General features: G+C 40.3%; 7 protein-coding genes. 5 read left to right on the forward strand and 2 right to left on the reverse strand.

The window, feature by feature from the left end:
- Positions 1-588 precede the first annotated feature (588 nt).
- A complete protein-coding gene (locus tag M0Q51_05000) occupies positions 589-1,089 on the forward strand; it encodes a LytTR family transcriptional regulator (GenBank protein MCK9399335.1) in 501 nt (166 codons plus the stop codon).
- Positions 1,090-1,238: 149 nt separating this feature from the next.
- Positions 1,239-2,360, forward strand: coding sequence for a nitronate monooxygenase (locus M0Q51_05005; GenBank protein MCK9399336.1), 1,122 nt, complete (start codon positions 1,239-1,241; stop codon positions 2,358-2,360).
- Positions 2,361-2,670: 310 nt separating this feature from the next.
- On the opposite strand, the gene M0Q51_05010 is transcribed toward M0Q51_05005, so the two are convergent.
- Both M0Q51_05010 and M0Q51_05015 read right to left on the reverse strand, forming a co-directional pair.
- Positions 2,671-4,185, reverse strand: coding sequence for a RagB/SusD family nutrient uptake outer membrane protein (locus M0Q51_05010; GenBank protein ID MCK9399337.1), 1,515 nt, complete (start codon positions 4,183-4,185; stop codon positions 2,671-2,673).
- 54 nt (positions 4,186-4,239) lie between these two features.
- On the reverse strand, positions 4,240-7,329 hold the full coding sequence (locus M0Q51_05015; protein MCK9399338.1) for a TonB-dependent receptor: 3,090 nt from the start codon (positions 7,327-7,329) through the stop codon (positions 4,240-4,242).
- A 405-nt stretch (positions 7,330-7,734) separates the two neighbouring features.
- Between M0Q51_05015 and M0Q51_05020 the strand changes: the two genes are divergently transcribed.
- From M0Q51_05020 to M0Q51_05030, 3 genes are all read left to right on the forward strand, one after another.
- Entirely contained in the window at positions 7,735-8,469 is a 735-nt protein-coding gene (locus tag M0Q51_05020; protein MCK9399339.1) for an NUDIX domain-containing protein, read from the forward strand.
- A gap of 99 nt (positions 8,470-8,568) precedes the next feature.
- The gene (locus M0Q51_05025; protein ID MCK9399340.1) at positions 8,569-10,401 is read left to right on the forward strand and encodes a Na+:solute symporter; all 1,833 of its coding nucleotides are present in this window, start codon (positions 8,569-8,571) and stop codon (positions 10,399-10,401) included.
- Between the two features lie 15 nt (positions 10,402-10,416).
- A complete protein-coding gene (locus M0Q51_05030) occupies positions 10,417-12,840 on the forward strand; it encodes a glycosyl transferase (protein MCK9399341.1) in 2,424 nt (807 codons plus the stop codon).
- Positions 12,841-12,858: the final 18 nt, after the last annotated feature.

Here is a 12,858-nt window from a genome sequence, read left to right on the forward strand (position 1 = left end):
TTCAAAGTTCAAAGTTCAAAAATCATAATTTAAAATTCAAAACTTAAAATTTGAAAAGCGGGTTTGGTTTGATACCGGGCCCGTTTTCCATATTGTTTTATATTTACAGGCTGATTTAATTCCTGATTTGCTATGATCAGCCAGACTGAAAGGGGGATAACGGAATTTCACTGTTTATGAAAGGCCCTGATTTCGGAAAGACGTCGGTTTTTTAAATTACTTTTATCTTTTTAAATAAACTATACCCAAATTATGCAGAACCTGTTTAACAAACCTTATCCTTTCAACGATGATTTAAAGCATAATTCTAAAATAATTTTCTTTATTAGCGTTGGAGTTTTATTGTTTTTAATGCTTCTTCAGCCTTTTGACATAAGTTTACTGCCAACACCTGAGAAATACTATTTAATAATTGGGTTTGGGGTTATCACATTTGTAGCTCTAAGTCTTAATTTGCTGTTCATTCCCAGCCTGTTTCCAAAAATATTCTCCTCATCAATATGGAATATCAAAAAGGAAATATTCTGGAATTTATGGATACTCTTCACCATATTAACCGGTTACTTCTTTTATTGCAAAACGCTTGCTGTGCTGAAATTTGATTTCGATATGGTGATAAAGCTGATATTAACAGCTATTATCCCTATTTCAGGTCTCATCATTATTAACCAGAATAAAATGCTCCGTTCGCATTTGAAATTGGCTGGCGATATAAATAAAAAACTGAAAGACAGTAAGTTGAGACAGGAGGAAATCATATATTTTAATTCCGATTACCAAAAAGATAGTTTGGCAATAAAAGTTAGTTTGCTTTTGTTTATTCGTTCTGCCAATAATTACATTGAGGTTTTCTGGAAAGAGGGAGATTCTGTAAAAAATCAAATGGTTCGCTGCAGTATGGCTTATGCAGAAGAACTTTTAAAGGAGCATAAATTTATTGTAAAATGTCATCGTTCATTTATAGTGAATATCAATTACATTGACCGTTTTGAAGGGAATTTACATGGTTATAAACTCTATTTTGAATACATTGATTTCCCGATTCCCGTTTCGAAAAATTTCGCAAGCAAACTACAGGAATTAATTTAAGAAGGGCGAACATTCGCATCCACTGGCACCTAAAACTGATTCGTTCACCCCTAAAATATCCTTTAACACCTATTAACACCTGTTCGACCCTTTTATTCAGAAATTGGCATATAAAGCAATAATTTTGGATAAATTTTATAAAAACAATTATGCAAGGATTGCAAATAGGTGATATGCATGTGAAGCTTCCGATAATCCAGGGAGGCATGGGTGTTGCAGTATCACTATCGGGTTTGGCCGCAGCTGTAGCCAATGAAGGTGGAATTGGTGTAATCTCAGCAGCAGGAATTGGAATGAGTGAGCCCGATTATATGAAAAATTTTCTCGAAGCCAATAAACGGGCTTTAAGAACCCAGATAAGGAAAGCAAGAAGTCTGACCAAGGGTATATTGGGAGTAAATATAATGATGGCATTAACTGATCATGAGGGTCTGATAAGAGTAGCTCTTGAAGAGAAAATTGATATCATCATTATGGGTGCCGGATTGCCCTTGAAAATCCCTGCTATGATTGCCAGTTCGGGAATTGATAGTCATCATACCAAATTGGCAATAAAAGTATCATCAGCAAAAGCTGCCAGGCTGATATTCCAGTATTGGTCAAGCAAATATAATCGTATTCCCGATGCCGTAGTTATTGAAGGGCCTCTCGCGGGTGGTCATCTTGGATTCAAAAAAGAAGAGTTGAAAAAAGATCTTGTGCCTCTCGCTACACTTATAAAAGAGACTGTAAAAATAATTAAGCCTTTTGAAGAGCAATTTGCGAAAGAGGTTCCGGTTATAGCTGCAGGAGGCATTTATACAGGTTATGATATTTATGACATTATGAAGGTTGGCGCAAAGGGAGTAAAAATGGGAACCCGTTTTGTTACAACCCATGAGTGCGATGCCTCTTTAGCCTTTAAAGAGAGTTATCTCGCTTGTAAAAAAGAAGATATCACTATTATTGATAGTCCGGTCGGATTACCCGGCCGTGTTATTTATAATGATTTTGTCGGACAAATACGATTGGGTAAAACCAAACCTTTTAAATGTACCTGGCATTGTCTAAGTTCGTGTGATTTTAAACAGGCTCCTTATTGTATTGCCCAGGTTTTGTTTAATTCAGCACGGGGCAAAATGGCGGAAGGATTTGCATTTTCCGGCACAAACGGATACAGAGCGAGCAAATTGCAATATGTATCAGACGTAATGAAAGAATTAGCCTGGGAATATAATATACAGAAAGCTGGAGCTTTATTACTAAAATCTTCTTTGGCAGTTCCTGTTTAAACCAGTTACATTTTGCATTCCCCTGCTTTCCTGCTTCCAAGCTTCCCAGCCCCCATGCCTCCCAGCCTTCCATTCTTGGAATAAATCAGTAATATTGCGTTCCCTATGATGATAAGCTGTTTGTTGAGTGTACTTCCGGAGACAAACGCTTCACCAAAAAAATCTTGCTGAAATAATTTGAACCCTTAATTCAAACTTGATGTCCATGGTGTAATGGATTCATGGGCAAAAAAATGCAGGGCACTTAACAGTACCCTGCCATTCAATTGCAATTAACCAAAAATTGACTATGCCAAATAAGCTGTGCTTATTAATAGCCTTGATTCTGTTCTGCTTTTGAATTGTTCCTCATCTCATCTTGCGGGATGGGATACAATTCATTTTTCCCGGCTGCAAATCCCTTTGGACCCAAGACCTCCGCTGCCATCCCCCATCTTATCAAGTCCAGGAATCTCACACCCTCAAAGCAAAGTTCCATTTGCCGTTCTTTAACAAGTGCCAGGAAAAAATCCCCTTGAAAAGATGCCAGATTTGCTCTTTGCCGAACCTGGTTCAGATAGGTTACTGCTTTTCCGTTATCGCCGGCCCGATAGTTGGCTTCTGCAGCCATTAATAAAACATCGGCATACCTTAGCAGGCGGAGATTGGTACCATAATTCAGTTCAGCCACGGCTCCGCCCTCGCTATTGGTTTCATCCAACCTGGTACCGTATTTTACGCGAATATAGCCATCCCATCCCCAGGATTCTTCGTTGGTCCAATCACCACCCTGGGCACGGAGGTCTTCTAAAGAAAGAATGGATGCCGGTTTTCTTGTTACGTCTCCTGCATCAACAAACACCTGGTAGGCATTTTCCCTCGGATAGTTAAATCCCCATCCTCCGATCAGCCCTGTCTCTCCGGCCACGAAATAGTCACCTCTCGGACCCGTAAGCTGCCAGGTAATGTTATTTTCCATGGCACGGTTACCGCTCCATTGGAATGTCCCCCAGTCATATCCCGCGGTAGTAACCCATGATACTTCAAAAATTGACTCAACTCCAAATTCAGATTCTTTAAGGAAAAGTGTTGAGAAATCTTCCTGCAATTGGTATTTATTCGAAGCGATCACTTGTTCAAATGTTTGAGCAGCTTCAGTCCATTTTTCCTGGTACAGGTAAGCTTTTCCCAGTAATGATAATGCAGCTCCTTTCGAAGCTCTGAAAACATCTTCAGGGGCATATTCGCTTTTCTCCGGCAGACCTGCAATTGCTTCATTCAGGTCAATTACGATCTGAGCATAAATTTCAGCATCTGATTTGAAGGGCTGGCTATATTCACTTGGAGCGAGATCCGTTAAAATTATAGGTCCTTTCCCAAACATACTTACAATTTCAAAATAGTAGTAAGCACGTAAGAATTTGGCTTCCGCAATTATTTGTTTACGGAGGTCTGTTTCAGGCAGGACATTATTAATCACTTTATTTGCCCTGTAAATCCCAAAATAGTTTGATTGCCATACGGCTGTAATGGTAGCATTACTGGCCCCATAAGTGTAATTTCCCAATTCCTGGTACGGCGGCTGGTCACCTGAATCTCCACCTCCGACATTTGATTCGTCAGAAGGGAAAGTTTTTACAAGGTATGCGCTGTTCCAGTCGCGTGCATACATCCATTGAAGGATATCGTAAGTTGCCATGATGGCTTTTGTAGCATCTTCATCGGTTTTGTAAAAGAGTTCTTCCGACATTTTACCGATCGGAGCTACATCTAAAAAATCTTTTTTGCAGGCAGTAATTGTTAATATCACTGCAAAGACTACCATTATTTTATATTTAATTTTCATTTTTATATCTTTTTAGTAAAACATTCTGATTTTTTATTCAACTTTTCAGGATTATTAGAAAGAGCATGTTAACCCAAAAATAAACGTTCTGGGTGTTGGATATAATCCACGGTCTATGCCCTGGCTATTATCATCAGCTGAACCTGCTTCGGGATCCATACCCGGATAATTGGTGAAGGTGAAGAAATCATCCAGCGACACGTAAAACCTGAGGTTTTGCATTTTCAATTTGTTCATCACACTTCCCGGAAGTGTATAACCTAACTGGATTTGCCTGATCCTGACGTAGGAACCTTTATATACCATCAGGTCACTATTGTAGATAAAAGGATTGGATTGGTCAGCACGTGGCCGTTCGTTTGTACTGCCTTCGCTTGTCCATCTCTCATCAAAGAAAAATTGAGGCCTGTTGGAAGTAGACCTGTCGTAACGGTTCCAGCCCAGCAGGACATCCTGTCCATGAACTCCCTGGAGGAAAAACCTCAGGTCGAATCCGTGATAGGCAAAGTTGAATATAGCACCCCACATAAAGTGCGGATGCGGATCACCGATATAAGTCTGATCCTCATTATTGATCAGGTTATCGCCATTTGTATTTACTACAATGGGATCACCCGGTACCGGATTGTAACCGGCTAAACCGCCATTAGCTTCTTTGTATGTATCAATTTGCTGCTGGTTCTGGAATATACCATCGGTTTTATATCCACGGAAGTACCATACCGGCTGATTCAATTCCATCCATGTTGCTGTCCATCCGGTTCCAACGGTATTACCGGATACCCGGTCGAGCAAAGGATTCAGGTAAGTGACTTCGTTATTTATCCAGGTCATGTTAAGATTCATATCATACCTGAATGCGCTTTCATAATTCCTCAGACCAATTTCAAATTCAAGTCCTTTATTGGTTACGTCACCGGCATTTACAAAAGGTGCATAATTACCTACTGAAGGAGGTGGTGTACCTGGGGTCAGTAAATCTTTCGTGGTTTTGTTAAAATAGTCAAATCCAAAAGACAATCTGTTTGCCCACATATACATATCCAAACCGATATCAACTTGATCGCTGGTAGCCCAAACCAGTTCGGGGTTAGCCAACAATTCCGGTTCGGCGCCCGTGTAGAAACCGCCACCGGGTTTTGGGTATTTAAGTCCTGAAGTAGTAATTAACGCCCTGAACTGATCAGGTCCAAGTCCTGAAAGCATACCATTCTGCCCCCATGATGCCCTGATTTTCAGGAAATCGATGAAATCAACATTCCAGAATTTCTCACCGGTAACGATCCAGCCTGCAGAAACCGAGGGAAAGTTACCCCACCTGTTATTTGTTCCAAGTAGTGAAGTTCCATCGCGACGGAAAATTAAGCTCACCAGATACCTGCCATCATATTCATAAGAAGCCCGTCCAAAGTAGGAAACAAGTTTCTTGTCCTCAAGACTTCCACTTACTTTTCCATCAATTTCGACACCACCATGCTCCGCATAATTGTCTCCTTCGGCGAACATGGGTCCGGAGAAAGTGGTTAAATATTTATGCGTGGATTCCTGGGCCGACATACCTGCAATTATATTAATGTGGTGCTTTTTATTAAAGGTAGTGTCGTAGGTCAGGAAGTTTTCCCACATCCAGGTGGACCAAGCATCAGTATTGTCCCTTACACTGGTCTGGGTATTCATTCTTTCTGATGAGTACCAGAATGTAGGATACCAGGTATGAAACAACTGGTTAGCAACATCAATACTGGCCCTGGTGGTAAAAGAAACTCCTTTCCATGCTTCACCACCCAGAATTGCATATATGTTCCCCATAAATTTATCCTGCTTGGTTGTACCTTTTGCGACCTGCAACTGGGCCAGCGGATTTGCGATCTCACCTTTAACATAATCTGAAACGCCAAAATACATTCCATCACCGTTTTGAACAAGTGTGTATCCAGCGTCCAGCGCACCTTGTGCATTATCAGACAAATTACCTTCATAAATGACCGGTGTAAGAGGATCAAGCATTAACCCTGAAGCAATAAGCCCTCCGAATTCATCGTCTTCTGTAATGGCATTGCGCTTGAAATGATAATATGCTAAGTTTGTTCCGACTTTCAACCAACTTTTAACCTGTTGTGTTACATTGGTACGCAGGTTATAACGCTCGAAATTGGATTTATCACCACCGACCACTCCATCTTGATTCATGTATGATCCTGATATATAGTAAGACCCCAAATTTGTGGTCTTACTGAAAGCCAGGTGATGTCTTTGTACCATTGCATTTTGCGTGATCTCATCCATCCAATTGGTATTTATTGAACTATTGGTCGGAATTTCGACACCCACATTAGCCTCATTTACCCACGTGGCATAGCTTGAAGCATCCATTGGATGTGTATATTTACCAATACTCTGCATGCCGATCTGAAAATCATAGTTTACCAGGCCTCCTGCTTTTCCTATGGGTTTTCCTCCTTTTTTGGTAGTGATGAGAATAACACCATTGGCGGCATCGGCCCCATAAATGGCTGCAGATGCAGCATCTTTCAGTACCTCGATGGACTCAACATCATAAGGTTCAATATTATCGATGTTATTGGTCCTGATTCCGTCGACCACATAAAGTGGCTGCGCGCTACCATTAGTTCCAACACCGCGGATCACGACCTTCAATCCTGATCCTGGTGAACCAGAGTTATTAGTGACACTGACACCCGCCATTCGACCTTGCAATGCCTCACCCACTGTGGTAACCGGGACAGCGTTGAGCTGTTCGGAATTCATGTTTGATATGGCACCTGTTATGTTCGCACGTTTTTGGGTACCATATCCAACTACGACTACCTCATCCAGGCCTACTACACTTTCACCCAAAGAGATTTCAACGATTTCTCCCTGCTTCATTTCTCTTTCATAGGTAGTATAACCTATAATTGAGAAAGTCAATACCAGGGATTCATGGGATGAAGGGAGGATGAATTTACCATTGATGTCTGTTATCGTTCCATTGGTTGTTCCTTTTTCGATAACATTAACACCAGGTAAAGGAGCACCGTCATTACTTTGAACGGTTCCTGAATAGTTGTACTGCTGTGCAGTCAATGTAACAGATACACTAAACAACAGAATTCCCGCAACTAAAAGGAATTTTTTTGCCATAGTGTCTACTTTTAAATAATTGTAAAATTCTGTTCTCATAGGTTTTTCATTTAGGTTTTTGATTATTTGTTTCAATCGTTCGAGTTTGCAAAAAAATGACAATTCGGAAAAAGTTTTACTTGCATTATCTACGCATACTATATTACATTCATTTATATTTTTGATTATCAGTTAAATATGTCTTGTGTATCTTTTACATTAACAAATGTATAACAATTTTATAAAATCCGTTTAACCTTTTTAATATTTTCATTGCTATTTATACTCATTCTATATTTAAATTTTTTAAACATCTGTTTTACTGTATTTTATAATACACGCATATAAAATTATTTTTTTTAGTTGTGGAATTTTTTCGTGCAATTATTTTATATTTGCATCTGTGTAATTTATACACTTGTTAAGATGAGATCAATTATTCCAAACTTATCAGTTGATTGCGTGGTATTTGGTTTCGATTACAAGAAACTGAATGTGTTATTAACAAAGCGTGAATTGAAAGACCCGGAAACTGGTAAAATCCTATTTACTGATTATACAGTTCAGGGGCACCATATGCTTGAAAATGAAAATATCGATCAAGCTGCCATCAGGGTGCTTAGAGATAAATCCGGACTCAAAGACATATACCTGGAACAATTTTATGCGTTTGGAGACACCGATCGAATGCTCAGAGAACGAGACCAGTTATGGACCAAAAAAGCTTATCCCATGGTCTCGGAACATGTGATTTCAATCGGTTATTACTCTCTGGTTGATAGCTCAAAGGTGAATCCTGACGAGCAGCACCAGGAAACCCGGTGGTTTCCTGTAGACGAACTGCCTGAGTTGGGATTTGATCATGAGAAAATCATTCAAAAAGCTTTAAGTTGTCTTCGCGTCAAACTTAGCAGGGAACCGATAGGTTTCGAACTTTTACCGGAGAGATTTACCTTAACACAAATGCAAACACTTTATGAAATCGTGTTGGGTACCAAATTTGACCGTCGCAATTTCAGGAAAAAGGTCGCACAAATGAAATACGTGATCCCCCTGAATAAAAGACAGAATGGTGCGGCCCGTAAGCCTGCCCAAGAATTTATATTCAGCAGGGATGTTTATGAACGAACAAAAAAAGATAAGTTAGGCTTCACCATTTGACATATTCAGACAAAAGTTAGGTGTAATAGTTTGTTTAATGGATTTAACAGGTCCATGTTTCTTGGCAAGGAGTATTAATTGTTAAATGATGTTATACCTATGAAATTACACTTAATTGATCTAATTATCATAGGGATTTACTTGCTGGCAACTGTTGCAATCGGGTTTATCCTTAAGAAAAAAGCCCAAAAAAGTAAAAAGTCTTACTTGTTAGGCGGCAACCGACTCCCCTGGTATATGCTTGGACTGTCTAATGCCTCCGGCATGTTCGATATTTCGGGCACCATGTGGCTCGTCACACTTGGATTTGTTTATGGCCTGAAAAGCATCTGGATTCCATGGCTCTGGCCTGTTTTTAACCAGATCTTCCTGATGGTCTTTCTTTCTATCTGGCTCAGGAGGTCAAATGTGACAACCGGAGCAGAATGGATTCAAACCCGTTTTGGGACCGGAAAAGGAGCCCGCAATTCGCATAATATCGTTGTAGTTTATGCACTGATAAGTTGCCTGGGTTTTCTTGCCTATGGATTTATTGGCCTGGGTAAATTCGTCATGATTTTTATACCATGGGATTTTGTTTGCAATATTTTTGGACTTGATCCCGGAATAATCGCCCCTGAATATATTCCTCATGTTTATGGGATTGCATTTACCTTGTTCGGCACATTGTACGCTGTACTGGGTGGCATGATGAGCATCGTCTGGACAGATTTATTGCAATACACTATTATGACCCTGGCCGCCATCGTTATTGGGATTATTGCAATGAATGCGCTGGCCGGACAAACACTGCTTGTCCCGGAAAACTGGTATTCAATCTGGTTTGGATGGAAGCTCCACCTCGACTGGAGTAATATTATCCCGGAAGTAAATCAAAAGATAAAGGAGGATGGGTTCTCGCTGTTTTCCATTTTTTTCATGATGATGCTGTTTAAAGGATTCCTTTCCAGTGCTGCCGGACCGGCTCCAAACTATGATATGCAAAAGATACTTGCCACAAAGTCTCCTAAAGAAGGCGCTAAAATGAGCGGGTTTGTATCAGTGATACTCAATCCTGTCAGGTATTTTATGATAACCGGTTTTGTAGTCCTTGCCTTATTGTATTATGACAGACTTAATCTAAATGTAGCCGGGCATATTGACTTCGAACAGATATTGCCATCAGCCATCAGTGAATTTGTTCCTGTGGGCCTGATGGGGCTTTTATTTGCCGGTTTGCTCGCTGCATTTATGTCGACTTTTGCCGGAACTCTTAATGCGGCACAAGCCTATATCGTAAATGATATATTCCTGCAAGTAAGAAAAGATGCAACTAATAAACAGGTTCGGAATATAAGCTATCTTTCCGGTGTTCTGATTATGGTGTTCAGTATCATACTTGGCATTTATGCCAAAAATGTAAATAGCCTGCTGCAATGGATTGTGTCAGCTTTATGGGGTAGTTATGTGGCCTCCAATGTATTAAAGTGGTACTGGTGGCGATTCAACGGTCACGGCTATTTCTGGGGCATGGTAGCAGGATTGGTCCCGGCATTGATTTTCCCATTGATATTTAAAACAACCCTTGAACTGTATTATTTTCCGGTCCTCCTGCTTTTTTCATTAGCAGGTTGCTATGCCGGAACTTTTTCAAAGCCAGCCACCGATGATGCAGTATTAGACAGTTTTTACAAAACGGTTCGCCCGTGGGGATTCTGGCAACCGGTGAAGAAAAGGGTAATAAGCAGAGACCCTTCGTTTCAGCCAAACAGGAACTTTAAAACCGATATGTTTAATGTTTTTATCGGTATTATCTGGCAGACAGCTTTAACTGCCGTACCTATATTTCTTGTGCTGCGCCAATGGATGTATACGGGGATATCACTGTTAATTGTCATTATTACATCACTTATATTAAAATACAAATGGTGGGATAAATTGCCTAATGATTAATTGAAACTTATCAGAATGAAATACGGATATTTCGACGATATAAACAAAGAGTACGTTATTACTAATCCCAAGACGCCATATCCATGGATAAACTATCTTGGAAATGAGAATTTTTTCAGCATACTGTCTAATACCTGCGGGGGGTACAGCTTTTATAAAGATGCACGCTTAAGGAGAATTACCCGTTACAGGTATAATAATGTGCCTGCAGATGACGGAGGAAAATATTTCTATATTAATGATGACGGCCATATTTGGTCGCCGGGATGGAAGCCGGTAAAAAATGAACTGGATCAATATGAATGCCGTCATGGATTGGGGTATTCAAGGATAACAGGAAGATTGAATGACCTGGAAGCCGAAGTCCTTTTCTTTGTACCGTTGGGATTTGATGCTGAAGTGCAAAAACTTAGGCTTGAAAACCTAAGCGTTCAAAAAAAAGAGATCAAAATTCACTCGTTTGTTGAATGGGCCTTCTGGAATGCCCATGATGATATGACCAATTTTCAGCGCAACTTTTCTATCGGTGAAGTTGAAGTAGCTGGTTCTGAAATTTACCACAAAACAGAGTATCGTGAACGCAGGAATCATTATTCTTTTTATTCGGTCAATCATCCGATAGCAGGATTCGACACCGACCGGGATACCTTCCTTGGACTATATAATGGATTTGATAAGCCTGAAAAAGTTTTAACCGGATCTTCCGGTAACTCTATAGCCCATGGCTGGTCACCTATAGCCTCACATTTTTTAGAAATAACTTTAGGTCCTGGAGAGGTATGTGATCTTGTGTTTATTCTCGGTTATGTTGAAAATGAAAAGAATGAAAAGTTCACAGCACCAAACGAGATCAACAAAACAAAGGCAAGAGAAATGATTGGGCGATTTGAAACTTCTGAACAAGTTGACCAGTCACTTTCTGAATTAAAGCAATTCTGGAATAAACTGCTAGGCAACTTACAGCTTGAAAGTCAGGATGAGAAGCTTAACTGCATGGTGAATATCTGGAACCAATATCAATGTATGGTCACTTATTATTTCTCGCGCAGTGCTTCTTATTTTGAATCGGGAATTGGCCGGGGAATGGGTTTTCGAGATTCGAACCAGGATATAATCGGCATAGTTCACATGGTACCTGAGCTTGCAAAACAACGTATCATCGACCTTGCCAGGTTTCAGATGAAAGACGGCAGTGCTTATCATCAATACCAACCCCTGACCAAAAAAGGAAACCTTGAAGTAGGAAGTAATTTTAACGATGATCCTTTATGGTTGATCCTGGCAGTTTCTGCTTACATCAAAGAGACAGGCGACTGGTCAATACTCGAAGCTAAGGTACCGTTTGATGATGATCCTAATCAGTATTCAATTTTTGAACACATCAAACGCTCATTCTATCATGTCGTCAATAATCTCGGACCACATGGGCTTCCACTTATTGGCCGGGCCGATTGGAATGATTGCCTGAATCTTAATTGTTTCTCTGAAGAACCCGGTGAGTCATTCCAGACAACAGAAAACAAAAGTGGCGGACAAGCCGAATCGGTGATGATTGCCGGTATGTTTGTCCTCTATGGTCATGAGTTTGTCCGTATTTGTGAACTCACGGGACATAAGGATCAGGCTGAAGAGGCTCGCAGACATATTGATGCCATGAAAACCGTCATTGATGAATATGGATGGGACGATAATTGGTTTATCAGGGCATACGATTATTATGGCAAAAAGGTTGGCAGCAAAGAGAACGAAGAAGGGCAGATCTTTATTGAGCCCCAGGGTTTCTGTGTTATGGCCGGAATTGGCCTTCAGGATGGCAGAGCGCAAAAGGCGATGGACCAGGTTGAAAAAAGGTTGGCCACACCTTATGGAATTGTATTATTAAACCCCGCCTACACTAAATATTACTTAAACCTTGGAGAAATCTCCAGTTATCCTCCAGGTTATAAGGAGAATGCCGGTATTTTCTGTCATAATAATCCATGGATCATCATTGCTGAAACAATGCTGCACCATAATGACAAGGCATTCGATTATTATAAGCGAATTGCACCCGCATATTTGGAAGAGATCAGCGAATTGCACAAAACTGAACCTTACGTATATGGACAAATGATCGCGGGTAAGGATTCAGCTAAACCGGGCGAAACAAAAAATTCCTGGTTAACAGGAACCGCTGCCTGGAATTTCTACGCCATCAGCCAATATATATTAGGCATCCGGCCCGATTACGAAGGCTTGATCATTGACCCAAAATTACCCGGATGCATTGATGGATGTGAAATCACAAGAAAGTTCAGGGGTGCCACATATAAAATTAAGTTTATCAATAATGGTGGGAACCAGTGCAAGGTATTTATTGACAATGAAGAATTGGAGGGTAATTTACTACCCTCTCCTAAAAAAAATATTACTTATGAAGTTAAAGTCTTGATGCAATAATTCATTCCAAACTCAAAA

This window comes from Bacteroidales bacterium (assembly GCA_023229505.1).
GTDB lineage: Bacteria > Bacteroidota > Bacteroidia > Bacteroidales > JAGOPY01 > JAGOPY01.

Coding starts and splice junctions, on each gene's coding strand:
- M0Q51_05005 (MCK9399336.1), top strand. CDS start 1,239: ATGCAAGGATTGCAAATAGGTGATATGCATGTGAAGCTTCCGATAATC.
- M0Q51_05010 (MCK9399337.1), bottom strand. CDS start 4,185: ATGAAAATTAAATATAAAATAATGGTAGTCTTTGCAGTGATATTAACA.
- M0Q51_05015 (MCK9399338.1), bottom strand. CDS start 7,329: ATGGCAAAAAAATTCCTTTTAGTTGCGGGAATTCTGTTGTTTAGTGTA.
- M0Q51_05020 (MCK9399339.1), top strand. CDS start 7,735: ATGAGATCAATTATTCCAAACTTATCAGTTGATTGCGTGGTATTTGGT.
- M0Q51_05025 (MCK9399340.1), top strand. CDS start 8,569: ATGAAATTACACTTAATTGATCTAATTATCATAGGGATTTACTTGCTG.
- M0Q51_05030 (MCK9399341.1), top strand. CDS start 10,417: ATGAAATACGGATATTTCGACGATATAAACAAAGAGTACGTTATTACT.